19 protein-coding genes and 1 pseudogene are annotated in these 19,436 nt (G+C 66.1%); 10 read left to right on the forward strand and 10 right to left on the reverse strand.

What is annotated here, in order from left to right; genetic code table 11:
• Positions 1-166: 166 nt before the first annotated feature.
• Complete coding sequence (locus Pph01_RS39455; protein WP_204078382.1) at positions 167-736, forward strand: protein kinase domain-containing protein; 570 nt, start codon at positions 167-169, stop codon at positions 734-736.
• Positions 737-803: 67 nt separating this feature from the next.
• Here Pph01_RS39455 and Pph01_RS39460 read toward each other — a convergent pair whose 3' ends face one another.
• Positions 804-2,597, reverse strand: a complete 1,794-nt coding sequence (locus Pph01_RS39460; RefSeq protein WP_204078383.1) for an FAD-dependent oxidoreductase — start codon at positions 2,595-2,597, stop codon at positions 804-806.
• A 130-nt stretch (positions 2,598-2,727) separates the two neighbouring features.
• Here Pph01_RS39460 and Pph01_RS43515 point away from each other — a divergent pair, with 130 nt between their 5' ends.
• Positions 2,728-2,850, forward strand: a complete 123-nt coding sequence (locus tag Pph01_RS43515; protein ID WP_275412931.1) for a hypothetical protein — start codon at positions 2,728-2,730, stop codon at positions 2,848-2,850.
• 435 nt (positions 2,851-3,285) lie between these two features.
• Here the strand turns inward: Pph01_RS43515 and Pph01_RS39465 are convergent, their stop codons facing one another.
• The 4 genes from Pph01_RS39465 to Pph01_RS39475 form a co-directional block, all read right to left on the reverse strand.
• Positions 3,286-3,591: a DUF427 domain-containing protein gene (locus Pph01_RS39465; protein ID WP_204078384.1), complete on the reverse strand. Its 306-nt coding sequence runs from the start codon at positions 3,589-3,591 to the stop codon at positions 3,286-3,288.
• A gap of 287 nt (positions 3,592-3,878) precedes the next feature.
• Complete coding sequence (locus tag Pph01_RS43785) at positions 3,879-4,199, reverse strand: DUF6510 family protein (RefSeq protein ID WP_373315708.1); 321 nt, start codon at positions 4,197-4,199, stop codon at positions 3,879-3,881.
• Positions 4,196-5,017 (reverse strand): FAD-binding oxidoreductase, encoded by an 822-nt coding sequence (locus Pph01_RS39470; RefSeq protein ID WP_204078385.1) that lies wholly within the window; start codon positions 5,015-5,017, stop codon positions 4,196-4,198. The genes Pph01_RS43785 and Pph01_RS39470 overlap by 4 nt, the downstream gene beginning before the upstream one ends.
• Complete coding sequence (locus Pph01_RS39475) at positions 5,010-5,702, reverse strand: molybdopterin-dependent oxidoreductase (RefSeq protein ID WP_425570085.1); 693 nt, start codon at positions 5,700-5,702, stop codon at positions 5,010-5,012. The genes Pph01_RS39470 and Pph01_RS39475 overlap by 8 nt, the downstream gene beginning before the upstream one ends.
• Before the next feature lie 233 nt (positions 5,703-5,935).
• Between Pph01_RS39475 and Pph01_RS39480 the strand changes: the two genes are divergently transcribed.
• Both Pph01_RS39480 and Pph01_RS43790 read left to right on the forward strand, forming a co-directional pair.
• Entirely contained in the window at positions 5,936-6,799 is an 864-nt protein-coding gene (locus Pph01_RS39480) for an RNA polymerase sigma factor (protein WP_204078386.1), read from the forward strand.
• A gap of 136 nt (positions 6,800-6,935) precedes the next feature.
• Positions 6,936-7,523, forward strand: a complete 588-nt coding sequence (locus tag Pph01_RS43790) for a uracil-DNA glycosylase family protein (protein WP_204078387.1) — start codon at positions 6,936-6,938, stop codon at positions 7,521-7,523.
• 400 nt (positions 7,524-7,923) lie between these two features.
• Here the strand turns inward: Pph01_RS43790 and Pph01_RS39490 are convergent, their stop codons facing one another.
• The 3 genes and pseudogenes from Pph01_RS39490 to Pph01_RS39500 all read right to left on the reverse strand — a co-directional run bounded on the left by Pph01_RS39490 (position 7,924) and on the right by Pph01_RS39500 (position 10,269).
• Positions 7,924-8,475: a YkgB family protein gene (locus Pph01_RS39490; RefSeq protein WP_204078388.1), complete on the reverse strand. Its 552-nt coding sequence runs from the start codon at positions 8,473-8,475 to the stop codon at positions 7,924-7,926.
• Between the two features lie 28 nt (positions 8,476-8,503).
• Positions 8,504-8,784: pseudogene (locus Pph01_RS43850) on the reverse strand (helix-turn-helix domain-containing protein); the annotation flags it as partial.
• Between the two features lie 654 nt (positions 8,785-9,438).
• Positions 9,439-10,269, reverse strand: a complete 831-nt coding sequence (locus tag Pph01_RS39500) for a helix-turn-helix transcriptional regulator (RefSeq protein WP_204078389.1) — start codon at positions 10,267-10,269, stop codon at positions 9,439-9,441.
• Positions 10,270-10,855: 586 nt separating this feature from the next.
• Between Pph01_RS39500 and Pph01_RS39505 the strand changes: the two genes are divergently transcribed.
• The 6 genes from Pph01_RS39505 to Pph01_RS39530 all read left to right on the forward strand — a co-directional run bounded on the left by Pph01_RS39505 (position 10,856) and on the right by Pph01_RS39530 (position 15,352).
• Entirely contained in the window at positions 10,856-11,410 is a 555-nt protein-coding gene (locus Pph01_RS39505; protein ID WP_204078390.1) for a carboxymuconolactone decarboxylase family protein, read from the forward strand.
• Between the two features lie 523 nt (positions 11,411-11,933).
• Positions 11,934-12,785, forward strand: coding sequence for an isocitrate lyase/PEP mutase family protein (locus Pph01_RS39510; RefSeq protein ID WP_204078391.1), 852 nt, complete (start codon positions 11,934-11,936; stop codon positions 12,783-12,785).
• 60 nt (positions 12,786-12,845) lie between these two features.
• Positions 12,846-13,493, forward strand: a complete 648-nt coding sequence (locus tag Pph01_RS39515) for a nitroreductase family protein (RefSeq protein ID WP_204078392.1) — start codon at positions 12,846-12,848, stop codon at positions 13,491-13,493.
• 436 nt (positions 13,494-13,929) lie between these two features.
• Positions 13,930-14,127, forward strand: a complete 198-nt coding sequence (locus tag Pph01_RS39520) for a hypothetical protein (protein WP_204078393.1) — start codon at positions 13,930-13,932, stop codon at positions 14,125-14,127.
• A complete protein-coding gene (locus tag Pph01_RS39525; protein WP_239117350.1) occupies positions 14,121-14,687 on the forward strand; it encodes an MmcQ/YjbR family DNA-binding protein in 567 nt (188 codons plus the stop codon). The genes Pph01_RS39520 and Pph01_RS39525 overlap by 7 nt, the downstream gene beginning before the upstream one ends.
• An 8-nt stretch (positions 14,688-14,695) precedes the next feature.
• A complete protein-coding gene (locus tag Pph01_RS39530) occupies positions 14,696-15,352 on the forward strand; it encodes an MmcQ/YjbR family DNA-binding protein (RefSeq protein WP_204078394.1) in 657 nt (218 codons plus the stop codon).
• A 35-nt stretch (positions 15,353-15,387) separates the two neighbouring features.
• Here Pph01_RS39530 and Pph01_RS39535 read toward each other — a convergent pair whose 3' ends face one another.
• The gene (locus tag Pph01_RS39535; protein ID WP_204078395.1) at positions 15,388-16,194 is read right to left on the reverse strand and encodes a hypothetical protein; all 807 of its coding nucleotides are present in this window, start codon (positions 16,192-16,194) and stop codon (positions 15,388-15,390) included.
• 124 nt (positions 16,195-16,318) lie between these two features.
• A complete protein-coding gene (locus tag Pph01_RS39540) occupies positions 16,319-19,309 on the reverse strand; it encodes a LamG-like jellyroll fold domain-containing protein (RefSeq protein WP_204078396.1) in 2,991 nt (996 codons plus the stop codon).
• Positions 19,310-19,436 lie beyond the last annotated feature (127 nt).

Raw genomic sequence — 19,436 nt, forward strand, 5'->3', positions numbered from 1 at the left:
TTCAGCTCGACCTGATCCACGGCCAGGCGGTGCCCCTCGCCGGGACCACCCCGGAACGGCCCAGGCCGACCCCGTAACGGTCAGGCGCCGGTTTCGCGCGTAAATGATCGTATGCGCGCCACCTCCGCAGTATGCGCCGCGCGGGCTTTACGGTCCTGGCGCGGACGTGGCGAACGTGGACGAGGCGGGCACGCCGCTCGTGCCCGGATACGAGGTGCTCGGTGTCCTCGGCCAGGGCGGGTTCGGCGTCGTCTTCCAGGCGCGGCAGCTGGCCGTCGGCCACCAGGTCGCGCTGAAGGTCGACAACCGGGTGCTGGTCCCCGAGCGTGACCGGCGGCGCTTCAAGCGCGAGGTGACGGCCGCCGGGACCCTTTCCGGGCATCCCCACGCGGCCGACGTCCACGACGCGGGCGTGCTCCCCGGCGGCCGGCCGTACATGGTGCTGGAGCTGTGCCGGGGGGGCTCGCTCGCCGACCGGCTCAAGAAGCACGGGCCGATGGACGCCCGCGAGGTGCGCGACATCGGGGTCAGGATCGCGGACGCGCGGGCCGCCGCGCACGCGGAGGGGGTGCTGCACCGCGACGTCAAGCTCGCCAACATTTTGGTCAACTCCTACGGCATGGTCGCGCTGTCGGACTTCGGGCCGGCCACCAGTCCCGGCGCCGCCGGGAATGAGATGTCGGTGACCTGGAGTCGCTCACGCCCGCCTGCGTCCCGCCGGAGGCGTTCGAGCTGACCGAACCGACCGCCGCCGGGGACGTCTACGCGCTGTCGGCCACATGGTCGAACATCAATGACACGATCTACACCATACTGAGCACTTTCTGGAGCGAGTCGAACAGCACCGCCTCGGGGCTGTCGACCATCGTCAGGCTGCGCCAGGCCACGATCTTGTCGGGACGCACGAACAGCGCGCCGTCTTCCTCGATCTCGCGCAACCGAGCCCAGTCGAAGTAGAGGTCGGTAACCTCCTGGCCGGGGCCGATGACGACGGCCTTCAGCGGGATACCGAGCTTGTCGGCGACCGCCGCCGCGGCATCCGCCCACGCCTGCCCTGCGATGCCGGTGAAGAGGGTGAACTGGGTGCTCGGCGCGAGGTCGAGTGTCGACACCTTCTTCTTCATCGTGCCGACCCACGCGTGCGGCAGCGGTGAGCCGGGCACCGTCGAGGGCGTGTAGTAGAGCTCGGGGTCGCTGGCCGGGGCGGGCTTGACCGAGCCGTCCGAGATGACCGCGGCCGACTGGTAGAACTGCCCGAGCTCGACGCCGTGGGCGTTGAACTCGTAGTTCTTGAGCTCCATGGCGTCCCGCAGGGCCTTGCGCTTGGCACGGCCGACGGGGGTGTTGAGCTTGCGCTCCTCGATCGCGGCGATCATTTCGCCCTCGTTCGCCGCGGTGGTGACGCCGAGCGCGTCGAAGAAGCCGCCGAACTCACGGCTGGACTTGTTGGCGCGCAGCACGATCTGCTTGGCGACCGGCATGCGCTCCGCCGAGTACGTCTCCAGCAGCGCCTCGCCCGCCCATCCCTTGAGCACCGCGGCGATCTTCCAGACGAGGTTGTAGGAATCCTGCACCGAGGTGTTCGAGCCGAGGCCGTTGGACGGCGGATGCCGGTGGACCGCGTCGCCCGTGCAGAACACACGCCCCTTCTGCAGGTGGGTGGCGTACATCTCGTTGTTGCCCCAGAGCGACGTGCCGGTGATCTCGGCGTCGAGGTCGGGCATCCCGAGCAGCGAGCGTACGACCTCCAGCGCGGCGGCGTTGTCGACCTCGGGCGGCGGCTGGGAGATGTCGTAGCCCCAGACGATCAGCCACTCGTTCCACGGGCGGACCATCCGTACGAGGCCCGCGCCGATGCCGCCGACGTTCGCGCCGGGCTGGACGACCCAGTAGAGCACCGACGGCCGGTGGCCGACGAACTCCGTGAGATCGGCTTTGAAAGTGATGTTCATCGAACCCGCGACGTCCATCTGACCCTCGAACGGCAGGTCGATGTCCGCGGCGACCTTCGAGCGTGCACCGTCGGAACCGATCAAGTACTTGGAGCGAATCTCGTAGTGCACGCCGGTGACGCGATCGAGCACGGTGGTCGTGACGCCGTCGGCGTCCTGCACGTGTGAGACGTACTCGCTGGAGTAGCGGGTCTGGGTGCCACGTTTGGTGGCATTGCTCACAAGCACCGGCTCGAGGTAGTTCTGCGGCACGTCGCAGTTGAGAGTCGGGGACGCCGCGACATAGTCACCCTTGCGCTGCGGGCCAGTGCCCCATGTGCGGATGCGCCCGAACTCCTCGCCCGCGATGGAGGAGCAGAACACCGTGTCGCCCATGAGGTCGTGCGGGGTCGATACGGCTTTGATCTCCTCCTCGATGCCCATGTCGCGGAAGAACTCCATCGCGCGCTGGTTCGTGATGTGCGATCGGGGGGTGTTCGCCGTCCAGCGGTACTTGGTGATCATGATGTTCGGGATGCCGTACGTCGACAGCGCGAGTGCGGCCGACGCCCCGCTCGGGCCCGAGCCCACGACGAGCACGTCGGTCTCGGCGATCCCGCCCGACGGCAGTCCGGTTTCCTTGATCCCGTCATCGAATGATTCCATCTGCGCCTTCCACGGCTATTGGATCGAATTGATCTCTGTGACACTAGAGCGTGATCATGAGCACCCGTACGTACCGCATTCGAGCGGCTCTGGAGCTGTTCGGTAACAAGATGCATCGGGCAACATCGACATGTTGTACGCCGCCATGTCGATGCACGACGACGCCGATACGTTGTGGGGACGGCCGATGGCCGCCTACCGGCCCGTGCTGCACAACATCGCGGTCCACCTGGCGGCCTGGCCGACGGATTAACGATCGACCGTGCCGTCGACATCCTGTGGTTCTGCTTCGGCACCAGCGCGTGGCGCACCCTAGTCAAGGAGTACGGCTGGACATGGGACGAAGCCGAGCGATGGCTTGCCGTTAAGGCCGCGATCCTGATCAAGCGTGCGTGCGGCCCGCCGCGGTCGCGGTCAAATCGGCGCAGGCCCTGGACCGGTTGCCCGGCGTCAGGAACGGCGCAAGCTTCAGGAGACCCTCCGACCACTCCGTACGTCGCGCACTACTCGGCATACAGTGCCGAGCGTAGGGGTGGCGATCACATCCTGCATGGCGCGAAGAAATCACCTTCATACCGGCCGAACCACTCGGGCACTGCACACAGTAGAGGCGGGCGCGGCGGCTCGGATGTGGAAGAGCAGATCACCAGGTCTGTCGCATCTGCTGTTCGGTCATCAGCGTGATTGGTCAGATCTCGATCCGAACCTGGCGCCCATCGAAAGCGACATAGCCACTGAAGTCGCGGCCGACACGGGTCGCCGCCGACTCCTTGATGTCCGGATAGGACCAAGCCCCGTCCCTGAGCACGGTTCCGCCGACCACGACGTCGTGATACTGCGCCCTCCCCTTCCAGGGACAGGTGTAGGGAGTCGGGCTGTTGCGGAGCACACCGGCCACAACTGAGTCCGGCGGGAAGTAGGCATTCCCCTCTATCCTGACTACCGCCTCGTTCGCGGCCTCGGCCACGACGGTCTCCCCAACCACTGCCTTCATTCCGTTTCCCCTCATCGATCCTTGGGCTGGCCACATTCGCCCTCGTGACTGGCCGAGTGAGCCCCAGGAACACCCAGTCTGCCCCGTCGATGGCCTCTCCAAGTCGAGACCACCGGTTGAGGCGACGGACCGTAGCCAGGCGCTCGAGTTGGTGCAGTCAGAGCCCGCTTGCGCGTTCAGCTAGACGTTGGTTTCGGGAAGAGCTCTCCTTCTTACCCGTGTCTTGAGAACGCGCAGCCGGACGGATGAGGAGTGAGCTCATCGCGTTGGCCAGCCGGCGGTCGCGGTTAGGCGGGACCTGGGGTGGGCGGAAACAACCACGAGCTGGAGCCCGAGATGTCGAGCCACGCGCCCTGTGGTGTCTGGGCCACTCGGGCGACCATCGCCTCACACTCGCGACAGCGCAGCACAGTTCCCGGTCCGCCCAGGTAGGCCTGCAGCTGTCCGAATGCTTGTGTGGCGCCGCAGCTACCGCAGCGGACAGTGACGGTGGTCGGGTCGCTTGCGAGGATCCCGGCAAACTCGCCGGCAGCGGCGTTGCCGTCCAAGACCGCGCCTGACTCGGCTGCGCCGTCGGGCGCGGCCGAGGTCGAGAGATCCGAGGTCATCGATCAACTCCTGTTGGTCCGAATCGTTCCGTGCGTATGCGATCGTCGGGGTATCCCGCCTCGCGGAGCAGGCCTGTGGCGTGGTCAACGAAGCCAGAGGAGCCGCACACGTAGACCCGGGCCGCCACAGGCTCCGGCCACGCGGACGGAGGTTGGATGTCCTCGACCGCGAGGTGTGAGGCGGGACGGGGGTGCCCGTCGGGGACCTTGCGCGTGTAGACGAGGCGCACTTCGGCGGACCCTGGCGCGGACAGATCGGCCGACATCTCTTCCAGTTCAGGCCCGTACATGAGGTCGCGAGGGCCGCGAAGCGAATACACGAGCATCGTCGGCGTCGAGTCCCCCGCTCGCTTCCGGGCTCTCAGCATGGTGACCAGCGGCACCACCCCTGATCCGCCGGCGATCAGGAGTACCGGGCCGTCCCCGATGGATGGGTCCCCCGGCTCCCAGACGAACCATCCACCGATGGGCCCGCGCACGTCGAGCGCGTCACCGATCTCCATGATCTCCGCCAGGTACGGCGAGACCTCGCCGTGGGGTAGGAGGTCGACGGTGACCGCGACGCGGTTGGGCGTGGCAGGCTCAGCCAGCGAGTAGCTCCGTTGGGCCGAGTAGCCGTCCGCGGCTGTGAGACGTACGTCTACGTGCTGACCGGGCAGATGTCCGGTCCAGCCGGGGACGCATAGAGAAAGTGTCCGGGAATGCCAGGACTGCGAGTGCAGACCGATGAGCGTTGCCTTGCGCCAGTGATTCCCTGCTGGCGGAGTGGCTTCTACGGAGCTGTCGGCCGGGCCCTCGGTCGTGTTCGTGTCAGTCACCGGCGTGCCGCTCCTCGCGCCACGGGTCCCCGTAATTGTGATAGCCGAAGCCTTCCCAGAAGCCCGGTTCGTCGAAGCGCTGCATCGTGATGCCGTTCACCCACTTCGCGGACTTCCAGAAGTAGAGATGCGGCACCAGTAGCCTGGCCGGACCACCGTGCTCGACGTGAAGCGGCTCTCCCTCGTACTCGTACACGATCCAGGCCTTGCCCCCAACCAGGTCCTCCAACGGGAGGTTCGTGGTGTAGCCCCCGTACGAATGCACCATCGTGTATTCGTAGTTGGTCTCGATGTCCTCGAAGAAGGTGTCGAGCGCGACGCCCCGCCACTGGGTCCCGAGTTTCGTCCACCGGGTCACGCAGTGGATATCGACGTTGATCTCCTCGGACGGCAAGGCCATCATCTCGTCCCAACTCCACCGCCTCGGCTTGCCGCTCTCAGGCGTGATTGTGAAGCTCCATTCCTCCGTCGAGATCAGCTGCGTTGGCCCAGCCGTCAACACAGGGAATCCGTGGGTCAGATGCTGGCCGGGCGGCAGATCGACGGCACGCGGGTCGTGATGGCCGAAGAAGCCACGCGAGATTGTCACCCTGTGCTCTCTTCCAGACCCAACGGTCTCCAGTGGTGGGCGTCTCACGGTCGGGTCGATGGCGGCAGCGACCTTGCGGTGGACTATTTCGTCCAACGTAGGGTTCCGCTGTAACCGGTGTCAACGCGAACGCAGTCCGTCGCGCGCGCTGCAGTCGCAGTCCCTCGCCCCGATCAACCATTAGGCGGGGCCGTTGCGACCGTGTCGGATTGCGGAACTTGGACTATATAGACCAGACTCCACGAGGTGGCCGAGAGAAGCGGGCCGTCGATCAACGCCCTGGTCGGCCCTGTCGTGGTGCGACCAGGCGAACCGAGAAGGTGACCTCCATGGCTGATGGCAGATGTTCCGATGTGGTGCGATTCGGCGGCGACCTCGGACTGGCACCTGAACACCTTCAGGATTCGTTGGCCGCCCATCTGGCTGACTGCCCGGCCTGCGCGTCGTATGTCTCGCAGATCGCCACGACCCGCGAGCTCCTTGGACGGCACTCTGGTCCCGGCGGCGTCCAGAACGACCTGGCCGACGACGCGATGCCGGTGGCAGGAGAGTCCCCGGCGACGGGCGTCGAGGCCTTGCGAAGTGCTCTCCTCACGCGTGCCGAACTGCTTGACCCCGCAAACGCCGAGGACCTCGCCCAGCGATCGCTGGAAGTGGGTCTTGCTTTGCAACGCAGAGATTCCCGCCCACGAGGGATCGTCGAGCTGACCAAAATCATGCACACACTCAGTGATGCCCAAATGCGGCTGGACGGCCGTACAACGCCCGCCGTCGACGTCACCGCGGCTGCCCGAGCCCGAGCGGACTCACTCGAAGATCTCAACAGCGATGCCGATGAGCCCGAGCTCTTCTACCCAGATCTCTACCCAGGCGAAGACAGGATCGACGGGTGGGTCGATAGCCCGAACCAGTGGCGCGGCGGCGCACAGATCCTGGGCCCGGAGGAAGTCGACGAGACCGAAGAGGTATACGACCTGCTCGACAAGGCACTCGGCGAACTGCCCGAGCCACTCGGCGAGCTTCTCGCGCTCGTCGATCTACAGGGCTACGCTCTGGCCGGCTCAGCGCAGGCACTCGGACTCGACGAGCTCTCGGCAACAGCCGCCTTGGCACGCGCCCGGAACCACGTCCGTGGCCGTCTCGACGAGTACCTGCATGGTGCCGAGTCAACGGCGCAGGGTGTGCCCCGGTGAGCCAAGAGAGCCCATCTGGCGGCGACGCCGGCGGCAGCGCCCTCCCCCGTCAGAAGCGCAGCCACACGCACCGGGCCTTGCTCTCCAGATGCAGATCGTCTGAGCGAGCAGAGCACCATCCGACCCGAGGAGGAACATGTCGGGAACAGCATCCGACCTTGAGCGTATTCGCTCCGAGATCACCGCGGATCCCGACAATGCCTGGGCTGCAGCGGCGAACTACCAGCCGATATACGTTGCCGGCGCCGCGGCACGCATAGCGATTGTGGGACAGGCGCCCGGACGCAAGGCACAGGAGTCGGGCATCCCGTGGAACGACGCAAGTGGAGCCCGTCTCATCGGCTGGCTCGGAGTCGACGAGAGAACGTTCCGCGACCCATCACGCTTCGCTCTCCTGCCGATGGACTTCTACTACCCCGGCAAGGGGCCACACGGTGACCTTCCTCCCCGCCAAGACTTCGCCCCCCGATGGCACCCGCGGATCCTCCAGGCGATGCCCCACATTCAGCTGACACTGCTCGTCGGCAGCTATGCGCAACAGCACTACCTAGGCACTCGCGAGTCGCTCACGGCGACAGTTCGACGGTTCGCGGACTATCTCCCGGCAGTCCTGCCGCTAGTGCATCCGTCCCCGCTCAACTTTCGATGGCTCGCGAAGAACCCCTGGTATGAGGCAGAGGTCCTCCCCCAGCTACGTCAGTGCGTGCGAGCGGCCCTGGCGTAACGGGCGACCCAAGACCGCGAGTTCAACCGGGCCGTCTCAGACCTGTGCGGTCGAGAGCCGCCGAATGCTCGGCGGTCTTCAGGTAGCCATGTGCGTGGCCGCGCTCGATGGCCTGGCGCAGCAGGTAGGTCGGCGTGCCGTAGGCGAGGCCCTGGGTGATCGCCGTGGCCGGGGTGACGGTTGGGATCTCCTGCCACCATCCGATCTGGGCTGGTTCGAGGTCTTCGTAGTGGATGACATAGTCATCGCCGCCAGTGCGTCGGAACCGTCGCTGCTTGCCGACGGTGACGTGGATGCGGTTGGGGTTGACGTCGCTGATGCCGTAGGCGGCGGTGTGTCGTGGCCACCACCCGGGCCAGGGCCGAGCGCGGTGGACCGGTACTCAGCGCCAGGCCCTGAGCTACCGGCACTCGGCGGCTTGCAGGGCGTCCGCGGCCGTCAGCAAGGAGGCTCCGAGGAGCACGACGTCCTTCACCAGGAACTGCCCTGCGAGGGACAGCTTCGGTTCCCCGCGTGTCTCTTGCCACGCCTCGGGTGTCGTAGCCAGGAAGCTGAGGGTGGTGGCGAACATGCCGGCGGCGGCGAGGCTGCCGAGGGCTGACGCTCTCGGCGCAATCGGCTTTGCTCCGATCAGCGAGCCCAGAACGATTTCAGTGACGCCGATCAACCTAGCGACCTTCTTCTCTCCCAATCTGGCGATAAGCCACGAGAGCGGGGGGCTTGAGGTTACGAGGGGACGAATATTTTCTACCTCGTAGTCTTCAAATTTTATTCGCCCGATCTCCAGAAGATTGACCACAAGTCCATACCGAACGGTCGAAATCCCCACATTATGCACTATTTTTCCGATGCGATGCATTTTCATGAAATCCTGCCTAACGCGTCGGTTATATCGCTCAGTGTAGGACTCGAAACGCCTGCCAACGCTGAGCATCAGGTCATGCTTCACCATCGGTGTCGAGGCCACCGCCGATCACGTCGCCGTCGCAGACGTCCCGATCGTGCGCAAGGGTGTTGCGGCGCAACTCCCGACTGATGGTCGAGGGCGATCGGCCGAGTCGTTCGGCTATCACGCGTACTCCCAGACCTTGCGCCCGCAAGGTAGCGATTCTCTGCCGTTCCAGCAGCGATAAGAACCGGCTCGACCGGGCGGACTCAGCCGGCCGCGCCGGAGGGAGACCGCCGTTCTCCGCCCGCCACCGGTATCCGGTCTTCCAACGACACGACACGCCTCGACCGTCCCTACGCCTGACAGCACCAGCCGTCAGTAGTCCGACTCCGCATCCAGCCTGCGCTTGAGCCCACGCCTCGCCATCAACACGTCCCTCATGATCAGGTGTGTTCCGACAAGAACGAGAACCCGAGCGACGACAAGGGGTCGGAATTCAGCCGTCGTTGACACCTCGGCGGTATCCGCGCAGCAACACCCGGGGGCAACTGATGGCTGAGCATGACCTCCAGTTCCCGCCCGGAGGTGGTCGATCTGCAGCGCACGTCTATGCAGCCGAAGCCCACCTGGCCGCGGTACTGAAGCCGAGGTACTGAAGAAGCAGCCGTCCGGGATGGACATCGCGAACGGCAGGCTTGATCAGCGACGAGCAGTACCCCGACGAGCCGGCTCAGCTGCGCCGGCTCGCCAACGCGGTCCGGTATCCGCAACGAAGCAGCTCGTGCGGCTGGGGTTTGGCTAAGACCTGGCCGCATTGTGAGGTCAACTGAAGGTCAGAGCGCGCGGAGGGCCGGCAGCAGTTCCTTTCCGACCAGGCGAAGAAGGCATCCTGATGTTCGTGCCCGATCTGGACCAGCGCGATATGGGTGAAGCCGGCTTCCGCGTACGCCCGTACCGTCTCCACCACCGGCTCGATGTCTGGCCCGCAGGGCACCTTGGCCGCGATGTCCCCGCCTCCAGGATCGGTTAGAACCTCTTAGGCGGTGCTGATTGCGTTTGATCCAGCTTGGCCAGAGCCTCCTCGGACGGGCTGCCGGGCTCGGCCTGGTAGACGACGAGCTTTTGGCCAGGGGCACTGTCGATGGTGAGGGCTTCAAAGGAGGCGAACACGTCACCGACTTCGCGGTGACGCATGCCAACCGACTCATGGGTCATGGCCCGGACATGATGGCGAGCCCACATCTGACGAAACTCTTCGCTTCCCCGCGACAACTCCTCGACCAGTTCAAGAAGCGAAGGATCGTCGCAGTCCAACCCCGCCGTGGCACGCAGGTGGGCCACCCTCGCACAAGCCTCCTTCTCCCAGTCCAGGTAGAAATCGCGTGCCGCAGGGTCGAGAAAGGTCAGGCGCATGATGTTGTCGCTGTATCGCAGCCCCGCGAAGAGAGCAGCCGCCCGCCGGTTCTTGGCCAGCACATCCAACCGATGGTTGATCACGTAGGCCGGCGCGTGATTCCAGTCTTCCAGGAGTCGAAGCATGCTAGGTGTGACCTGCCCACGTCGATCGACGGGCCTGCGCCTCGTCTCCCGGGCGTGGGCGAGTTTGTGTAGATGTTCGGTAGCCTCCGGGTCGAGCTGGAGGGCGTGGGCCAGGGCTTCGAGCACTTGATCTGACGGGTTGCGGTCTCTTCCCTGCTCCAGCCGGGTGTAGTAGTCGAGGCTGACGCCGGCCAGCATGGCCACCTCGTCGCGGCGTAACCCAGGCGTCCGGCGGCGGTCGCCAACGCCCGTCAGCCCCACCTGGTCAGGGGCCGTGACCTGGCGCCGAGCACGGAGGAATTCACCAATGCCCCCCATAAGTAACTCCAAGTTCTTGACATCTCGACTTGACAAACTTGGACAAGCATAGATCAGGTGGACTATACCGTCCAATCTCGTAAGTGCTAGCGACTGCACGACCAGGCGCGAGCACGCTGCCCGGTGGCCGGTCGTCATCCCGGTTTCGGCGCATGGCGCTGGCGGACCGCACGGAATCTCCAGGGCTCTGTGGCCGCAGGTGGTGCCCGACCACGAGAGGGACGGCGGCCACCCGAAGAGGAACTCCCAGATGGCCGTTCCTGAGCCACTCGGCATCCGGGGTGCACGCCAGGGATCCGGATGGCGTCGCCCCGTGCGACTGGGTCTTTCGTTACGACAAGTGGTTGTAACCGTAGATTTTGGACTATATAGTCCTTCTTGCACGGTTCCCGGTGTGAAGAGATCCGGAACTCGGCGCGACCGAGTCACCCCTCGCAATGCAGGTCACCGGGCGCCCGGCGCAACCGACGGCACCGGCCAGGTTGCGGCCAGCGCAGGTAAGGCCTGCGGCGGAACTCTGAAGCACTAAGAGCCCGACTTGGGCTCGACGACGACTACTCACACCGCGACCGGAGGTCGATTCGCTGTGTCACGACTGAACGTTCCCGCCCCGGAGGATGTGCCCGCCGGCGCGCAGCGGGTGCTCGACAACGTTGGTACGCAGCTCGGCTTCGTCCCGAACATGTTCAAGACCATCGCGTCGAACCCGACCGTTCTCGAGGTCGTCACGACTCTGCAAGGCACCTTGAGCCGAGTTCTGGACGCGAAGACCCGGCACAGCATCGCGCTGGCCGTGTCGCAAGCCAACGGCTGCAGTTACTGCCTGGCGATGCACACCCACGTCGCGACCAAATTCAGCGGCATGTCAGGCGACGACATCGAGCTCGGCCGCGTCGGGAGCTCGGTCGATCCCAAGCGCGCCGCGGCCGCTCGTTTCGCGCAACGGGTGGTCGACAGCCGCGGGCAGGTCAGCGACGCCGAGCTCGCGGGTGTGCGAGGCGCCGGGTACACCGACCCGCAGATCCTGGCGATCGTCGCGTTGGCAGTGCAATTCCTGCTCACCAACTTCATCAACAACGTCAACCAGACCGATCTCGACATCCCCGCCGTCGGCTCGGTCGATACGACCGTGGCCCAGTAAACCCGCACCCGGAGCCGACGGCGCCCGACGCGGCGAGCGAGAGCGCGATCGAGCATGTGTTCCGCGCCTGGCACGAAGCCGTGCCGGCCCAGGACACGGACAAGATCGCCGACCTCTACGCGGCAGGCGACGCCATCGAAACACCCACCGCCGTGCTTTGTCGGGAGACATGGGCTCTGGCGTGGTCCAGGGCCGCGAGTCGATCCGTGCCTTCCTCGCCGGCAACTTCACCGCCCGTCGCCGCGAAGGAGTCTTCGAGAACTGGGTGGCGTACCGGGGCCTACCTCACCGACGGGCATCAGTTGATCTGGGAGTACCCGCGCCAGACACCGACGGGCGAACAGACCCACCTCGTCGAGCGCATGGACATCGTCGACGGACTCATCGCGCGTCATCTCGTCTGTTGGGGCCGGGTCGGCTTAAGAAGCTCCACGCAGGCGCCAACAACACCCCACCAACCGGTTGATCGCGGGAACCCTGGACGCGGTCCGCGCACCCAGCCGGCAAACCCCTCACCGACTCAATGATCATTCAGGAAAGGATCGACATGCCGGGCTCCGAACTCTATGAGAAATTCATGGCGCTGCACACCCGCGACGGTGGCCTCGTCATGCCGAACGCCTGGGACGGCCTCTCGGCGTTGATGCTGGCCGATGCCGGCTTCGAGGCGATCGCGACATCGTCGGCGGCGCTCGCCGCCACGCTCGGCCGGTCCGACGGACGTCACGAAGTCACCCGCGACGAGCATCTCGAGCATGCGCGACTGCTCGGCCGACTCACCGGGCTGCCCGTCAACGGAGACTTCGAGGACGGTTACGGCGACACGCTTGAAGACGTCGCCGCGACCGTTGAGGCCGCCGTCGAGTCTGGCTTGGCCGGTATCGGGGTCGAGGACACCTCGGGCAATCCCGATCAACCGATCCGCGACTTCGACGAGGCAGTCAATCGCATACGTAGCGCCGTCGATGCGGCCAAGGGGCGCATCGTCGTCACCGGCCGCACCGACAACTTCATCCAGGGGCGGCCCGATCTCGACGACACCATCCGGCGTCTGACGGCCTTCGCTGAGGTCGGCGCGGATGTGCTCTACGCCCCATTCCCACCCGACCTCGACGCCCTTGTCGCGATCGTCACCGCGGTCGCGCCGACACCGGTCAACGTCCTCGTGTCACCGTCGGACAAGGTGCTGACCGTGGCCGAACTGCGGAAGGCCGGGGTCAAGCGCATCAGCTTGGGCCCATTGCTCTACACCCAAGCGATGGGCGCACTCGAACAAGCCACGAAGGCGCTCGTCGCGGGCGACCTCGCCTCGGCGACGACAGGTGGTATGAGCTTCGACCGCATCAACGAACTGCTCGCCCGCACCACGAACTAGCCCAAACCCCACGATTCACCGGCTCCTCACCCACTGATCGCAAGAAGAAGGCAGGTTGACATGGATCTCGACAAGCTCATGAACAAGCACCTCACCAGGTACTTCGACGCCGGCAAGACCATCCCGGAGGAGACACTTCAGCAGCTGCTGAGGTTCCTGCGCTCGACGCCGTCGTCGACGAACGTACAGGCCAACCACTTCTACGTCCTCGCCACGCCCGAAGGCAAGGAGCGGCTGGCGGCCAACCTGGGCGAACGATTCCAGGACAACAGCGAGAAGATCCTGAACGCCTCACACACCATTATCCTCACCACCCGGGCAGATCTACCCGAGAGCCACATCGAAGAGGTGTTCACCAAGGAGAGGGCCGACGGGCGGTTCCCCGACCAGGCAAAGCACGAGCTGTGGGAGTTCATGACCCGCGACTTCCTCAACCTGCGCAACTACGGCTACAAGGACATGAACCACTGGATGGAAAAGCAGACCTACCTGGCAATGGGTCTGACCATGATGGCGGCTGCTGAGCTCGGCGTCGAAGCCATGCCGCTCGAAGGGTTCGACCCGACCAGTGTCGACAAGGCCTTCAAGATCCGCGAGACCGGCCACACCACGACAGTGCTGCTGGCCCTCGGCTACCCTGACCCCGCGAAGGTGTACGCCACCCCGATTTCGCGCTTCGAAGCCGACCAACTGTTCACCTTCGTCTAAACATCCCGGCATCGGAACGACTGTGGCCGAAGTACAAGGACCGCGGACACCTCGGTCCTCGATGTCGGCCCACCCCGGACAACCAGCCCGGCGGCAGGCGCCGCCGGTCATCACGGCCCGCGCGATGTCGGTCGCGGGTCGCCGGTCGGCTCCCCAAATCGTTGGTGGCCAGGATGCCCCAGCGGCGTCCGCGGTCGCCCGACATCGGGTTCTCGACCTGCACTGTCCGATGCGAGAGGACTGTTTTCCCTCTCCCCGTAACACCAGCCGCGATGTCGAGTTGGCGTCCAGGTCTCGGGAAAGTGGGCCGCAGAGTGTGCCTGGAGGCCCCAGGGCGACCGCGTTCTCGGATGGTGAGACGCGGGGATTGGGTCACAGAGTGATCGCGGAGGGGGGTCGCGGCCCTTACGTGCAGCAAGGCCCATAGAACGGGTGATTGTCGAAGATCATCTCGTTCGCTGGAGCCTCGTTGTCGTTGCAGTCTGTCATGCCCGCGGCCGTCTCGGCCATCGCCACTGTCCTGGCCGAGCAGGACGGCCCTGTGGCCCAGTGCCCGGAAGCCGATCTTCGGCAGGTGTGGGCGCAGATCACCGATCCGCGGGATCGGCGGGGCGGCGTCATTCGCTGGTGGTGATCCTGGCGCTGGTGCAGGCCGCGGTGGTGGCCGGTCCGACGAGCGCCGCGATCAGACGCTTCCGTCACTGTTGCCGGCGTGCGGGCGCCGCCGTTCGTGGCGGCCATGCGGGAGACGCCACCTTGGGCCTTGGCCGGGCGGTCAGGGCACTCGAATCGATAGAGGAGTTGATCACCTTGGACGGACAGGAGCTGCAGAAGATCGCGGGCGACTGCACCGTGGAACTGCCCGGCGCCGACCTGGAGCGTCGTTTCGGCCCCGACTGGGAGCTCTACAAGGTGCGCGGCAAGGTCTTCATGCTCATGACCGACATGCCAGGGCGCCCCGTCGTGATCCTGAAAGCTGATCCGGACGACGCCGCAGCCCTGCGTGAGCGGTACACAGACATTACCCCCGGCTATCACATGAACAAGAGGCACTGGATCACGGTGGAAGGCGGGGGCACCATCGACGAGAAGCTAGTGAAGGAGCTCGTGATCGACTCCTACCGTCTCGTGGTCGGCGGGCTTCCCAAGTCCGAGCAGCCCGTGGATCCGCGCACCTACGGCCGACGCGCCTGACCTTCGTCATGCCCATCAGCGGCAAGAAGCTCGAGGACAGAGCGCGCGACACGGCACTGGCGCTGCCCGGGGTCAGCCACGGGCGTCCGTTCACCGAGCAGCTGGACGTCTACAAGGTCCCGGGCAAGGTCTTCCTGATCGTCACGGACGACCCGGACCTACGCATCGTCACCCTCAAGGCAGAACCGGAGTACGGGCGGCTGCTGCAACACGAACACCCATCGATCACCCCGGGCCTACCAACCAAACCTTCGTTACCCAGCACTTGGCGGAGTGAGCTCGTGGCGAGCCAACGCGAACTCGATGGGCCCGGCGATTGGGAACGAAGTACGCGACCTTCGCCCCCAATCCGCGCCGAGGCCCAGCCCTCGGTTCCTCGTCAGGCCCACCCGGACCGCGGCCGACGGCATGAGCGCCGCAACCGCCTGATTGAGATTGACCCCGACCCGCCGCACCTGACCGGAGGCATACATCAACTCGATCAGCCTCGTGGTCGACGGCCGCTCGACGGCCGCTCCCAGGAGACGGCCGAGGAGCATGCCGAGCCGCTCCAGGACCGGCCGATTCCTCACAGCACGGTCGTGGCCAGGCATGTGACACCAGCGCCGGCGGCCGTTCCACCGGCAGCCTCCGCTGCCACGCCGCCAGGAAGAGCCATGACCTGATGGGCCAGGCCTCCCGAAGTCCGCTGTCGGCGGCGCTACCTCCGCAGCCCGCGGCGTAGGCCCGCCTGGTTGGCCCAGAGCACCGCGACGATCAGGATCGCCGCGAGGCACGCCATGACGACGGGCACCACCCGCCACGCCGGTCGCCACGGGACGGCAAGGAGGAAGGGGACGAAGAATCCGGCCGCTATGAGGGGGAACCCGATCAGGCCCAGGCGGTCGAACGCGGACCAGGAAAGGCGCGCGCGCACCAGCAGCGAGCCGCCCATCAGCACCACCCCGACCCACCCGACGGCGCAAGAGAAGGCGAAACCCATCGGGATCCATCCGACGCTGCGGGAACCGCCGATGGACAGCCTCAGCACGTGACCGCGCCACATGTCGGCCATCCCGTGCGCGCCAGGCCGGGCCTCGTCGTACAGCTGCTTGTCCACCGGGACCGTGTACCGGCGGTGGGACGTCCCGACGACCTCGACGACCACCTCGTAATCGACGTCCGCAGCGGCGACGACGCCCACTGCGGCCACCCTGAAGATGGGCGGCTGGGGCGGCGGGAGGGGAGGCGGGTTCGGGAGCGGGTTCACCGGAGGCTGATGGTCCGGGGTCGTGGAGATCGAGCGCGAGACGACGGTCACCGCCACTGTGGTGATGCAGTCCATCTGCCGGTCGGCTGGCAGGGTGTCGCATCGCGAGGCGTCTGCGAAGTCGTACGCGTCGGCGTAGGTGGAGGAGCCCGCAGCTACGGCCGCGCAGGCAAGGCCGGCGCCGACCACGAAGAAGATGAACCGGCCGGTACTCCATCGCCTTACCAGGCGGCTCAACACCGGGGGTATGAGGCTCATAAACCATGATCTACGGCCGGTCCGGCAGGGGTCAAGAAGGGCGGCCGGGACTCCGCTGGCGCAGGAAGGAAGGAGGGCCGGGCGCCTGCGAAGGCGCCCGGCCCGTCACATCAACCGGTCGGTGTCATCCGATTCGCTTCCAGGGTCCGTTGGGGTCGCCGGGTGCCTGGTTACGAGTCCACCATTGGGCCTGGTAGACGGCGCCCTGATATTCCGCCTTGTCACCCGCGACGAAGATCCGTGACGGAGTCCACACCGGGTTGCCGTCCGCCGTGACCACGATCTGTTCCCACGGCCCGTTCGGGTCGCCGGGGGTCTGATTCTGCGTCCACCAAAGGGCGCGCCAGACCGATCCACGGTAGGACGCCTGGTCGCCGGTGTTGTACACCTTGCCGGCGGTCCAAGCCGGCGGGTTGTCGATCACGATGGAGACGGTCTGCTCGGTGGTCAGGCCGTTCGTGCCGACTGCGTCGATCTTGAGCTGGTAGGTGCCGTTCGGGTATGCGGTGGTGTCCACGACGAGGTTGGGGTGGAGACCGTCGTTGTGGCTCCCCGGCGCCTTGGTGTTGTCGGTCAGCCAGACGCCGTCGCGGTTGAGTTCGATGTAGGTGTAGGACACGTCGGACGCGGCTCCGCCGAGGTCGACGGTGAAGGTCGGTGTGCCGGAGACCGATGCGCCGTCGGCGACTGAGACGCTCTTGATCGCCAGGTAGGGGGTCAGGGTCCAGAAATGGTCCGCGATGGACGCGTCGCTGGTCGCGGACGCCGGGCTCGCGATGACGGTCGCGTTGCGTCCGTTGCCCGACGAGTCGGCGACGGCCGTCCCCGCGGTTTCATCGAACGTGTAATGCAGAACGTCGCCCGCGCCGGCCTGCCCGGTCGCGAGGGTGGACACCTCGGACGCGGTCAGTGCCCGGCCGTACACGTTGAAGTCGTCGACCGCTGCGGCCAGGTACGGGTCGCCCGAGTACTGCGAACGGCCGATCCAGTTCTGGGTCGTGCTGCCGAGGTTGGACGGGTGCAGAGTGAGGTTGGTGTTGGTGCCCGCAACCTGGCCGTTGACGTAGAGGGTGCCGGTGGTGCCGGACACGGTCACCGTCACGAGCGACCACGTGTTGAGCGGGAGCGACGTGGTGGAGCTGATCTGCTGCTCTCCGCCGGCGCCGTTGGTCGTGATGGCGAATCTGAGCCCCGTGCTCTTGTTGAGCGTCAGGAACATGTAGTTCGACGCGCCGGTGCCGAAGTCGAACACGCGCGACCACGTCGAGTTCTTGGTCGGGTTGACCCATGTCGAGATCGTGAAGTCGCCCGTGACACCGCTCACCGCGCCCCGCGGGACGTTGACGTACTGGTTGGATCCCGACAGCGCGACCGCATTGCCGAGCTTGCCGGCAACCCGGGTGCCACTGGTACCGGATGAGGTGACGGTGGTGTCGCTCCACTGCACGACCGGGGCGCCCGAGTTCTTACTCATGCCGTCGACAGCGAGCACGAAGCCGGTGCCGTAGTTCACGAGCTTGTTGTGGCCCTTCCCGTCAGGGACCACCTGCCAGAGCTGGGTGTTGCTGTCGGCGTCGGTCTCCACCACTGCGGAGGCCCCGTTGCCGGTCGGGGCGTCCTTGACCCCGAGCACCAGATCGTCGGCCGCGTTGACCATCTTGTACAGATCCGGGCCGGCGGAGACCAGCTTCCATTTCTGGGTGGGACCGCCCGCGACGGTGGCCTGGTTGACGGGCGTCCCTGCCGACGTACCCGCGTCCTTGGTGTCGAGTGCGAGACCGCTGTTGAGGTTGGTGATCCGGTAGGTGTTCTCGAGGTCGGTCGCAGTACCGGCGCCGCTGATCACCAGGTGGTAGGCGTTGGTGGAGTTCATCGCCACCGGCACGGTGATGGAGCCGTCGGTCACCTGGTAAACGGTGTCGGAGACGGTGATCGGGCCGGCGACGGGGTTGGTCCGCCCGTACGACGGGGTGTACTCGAGCTTGGCGTGGACGGTGCCGCCCAGGTCGAGCTTGTCCAGTCCGTCGACCCGGACGGCGGTTGAGCCGCTGCCGCCGCCGAAGATCACGCTGACCTGCTTCTTGTCGCCGGGCACGGCGGCGGCGCCGTCGAGGCCGGTCGTGGCGTTGGGCGGGGTGGTCACGACCATGTCCCCGCTCATGTCGGCGTACCACTTGTAGAGCCAGTAGGCGCCGTTCGGGCTCCCGCCGGTGCCGGTCAGCAGGTCGCCGAGCGCGCCGTAGCCGTTCCAGAACGCGAGCTCCGCGTCGTGGATGCCGTATCGCTCGAACTTCGCGATGTACCCGACCAGGGAGCCCGGGATGCCGACCTCGGAGGGCGCCGCGTACTCCTCGATCGAGATCGGGCGGGGGCTGATGCCGAGTTTCTTCATGATGGCGTTGACCTTGTCGAGGTCACCCACGATCTTGCCCGAGTTGATCAACTCGTGCCAGGAGATGATGTCGGGGACCGTGTCGGTCGCGACCGCGTTCTCCAGGAAGTTCTCCATGTCGTTGATGTTGTCGGAGAAGCTCGGGCCCTGGATCGGCGTGGTCGGGTCGAGCGATCGCACCTGACGGAAGGTCTTCGTCCAGAAGTCCTCGTAGGTGCCGTTGGACGCGAGCCACGTGTTGTCCGACTCGTTCCACAGTTCGTAGGCGGCCATGTTCGTCGCTCCGGACGCCTGGACGGCCTTGACCTGCTGCTCCACGACGCCCGGCCACGTGGTCCAACTGAACTGGTACGGCCAGCCCGCGTAGTAGTCCGAGAGGCGGTTGACGACCTTCGCGCCTGCTCTGGCCGCCTTGTCGGCGACCACCAGCACGTCGCCCTTCGCCTGCTGCCTGCCGCCTACAGCCATCTGAACGAACGTGTTCGGCTTGATGGCCTTGACCAGGGCGTCGGAGGGCGTCGAGTCGTCGGCGAGGCCGTACAGGGACCCTGTCGCAACGTACGTGACCGGGCGGAAGGGCTTGTCGGCACTCACCACAAGTGTGGATGCGGGTGCGGGGGCGGCGGACGCGGGCGAAGCCGTGATCGCGGTTCCTGCGGCCGCGATCGTGAGCGCGGCGACCAGGGCCGCTGTGCGGCGGGAGCGACCTCGGAGCCGGTTCATGCTGAGGCGAAGGGCTGATGCCCTCCCCTGGGGTAACGCTGTTCGAGACATGCGTGATGCTCCTTTGTGTTCGGTGTGAACGAAGCGGGCGTTCACGTTCCCGAGTCATGCGTCGCCTCTGAGGGCT

The sequence above is a fragment of the Planotetraspora phitsanulokensis genome (assembly GCF_016863295.1).
GTDB classification, from domain to species: Bacteria; Actinomycetota; Actinomycetes; order Streptosporangiales; family Streptosporangiaceae; genus Planotetraspora; species Planotetraspora phitsanulokensis.

Coding starts and splice junctions, on each gene's coding strand:
- Pph01_RS39540 (WP_204078396.1), bottom strand. CDS start 19,309: ATGAACCGGCTCCGAGGTCGCTCCCGCCGCACAGCGGCCCTGGTCGCC.
- Pph01_RS39500 (WP_204078389.1), bottom strand. CDS start 10,269: ATGGGGGGCATTGGTGAATTCCTCCGTGCTCGGCGCCAGGTCACGGCC.
- Pph01_RS43790 (WP_204078387.1), top strand. CDS start 6,936: ATGTCGGGAACAGCATCCGACCTTGAGCGTATTCGCTCCGAGATCACC.
- Pph01_RS39510 (WP_204078391.1), top strand. CDS start 11,934: ATGATCATTCAGGAAAGGATCGACATGCCGGGCTCCGAACTCTATGAG.
- Pph01_RS39480 (WP_204078386.1), top strand. CDS start 5,936: ATGGCTGATGGCAGATGTTCCGATGTGGTGCGATTCGGCGGCGACCTC.
- Pph01_RS43785 (WP_373315708.1), bottom strand. CDS start 4,199: ATGACCTCGGATCTCTCGACCTCGGCCGCGCCCGACGGCGCAGCCGAG.
- Pph01_RS43515 (WP_275412931.1), top strand. CDS start 2,728: ATGTTGTACGCCGCCATGTCGATGCACGACGACGCCGATACGTTGTGG.
- Pph01_RS39490 (WP_204078388.1), bottom strand. CDS start 8,475: ATGGTGAAGCATGACCTGATGCTCAGCGTTGGCAGGCGTTTCGAGTCC.
- Pph01_RS39535 (WP_204078395.1), bottom strand. CDS start 16,194: ATGAGCCTCATACCCCCGGTGTTGAGCCGCCTGGTAAGGCGATGGAGT.
- Pph01_RS39460 (WP_204078383.1), bottom strand. CDS start 2,597: ATGGAATCATTCGATGACGGGATCAAGGAAACCGGACTGCCGTCGGGC.
- Pph01_RS39465 (WP_204078384.1), bottom strand. CDS start 3,591: ATGAAGGCAGTGGTTGGGGAGACCGTCGTGGCCGAGGCCGCGAACGAG.
- Pph01_RS39530 (WP_204078394.1), top strand. CDS start 14,696: ATGCCCATCAGCGGCAAGAAGCTCGAGGACAGAGCGCGCGACACGGCA.
- Pph01_RS39515 (WP_204078392.1), top strand. CDS start 12,846: ATGGATCTCGACAAGCTCATGAACAAGCACCTCACCAGGTACTTCGAC.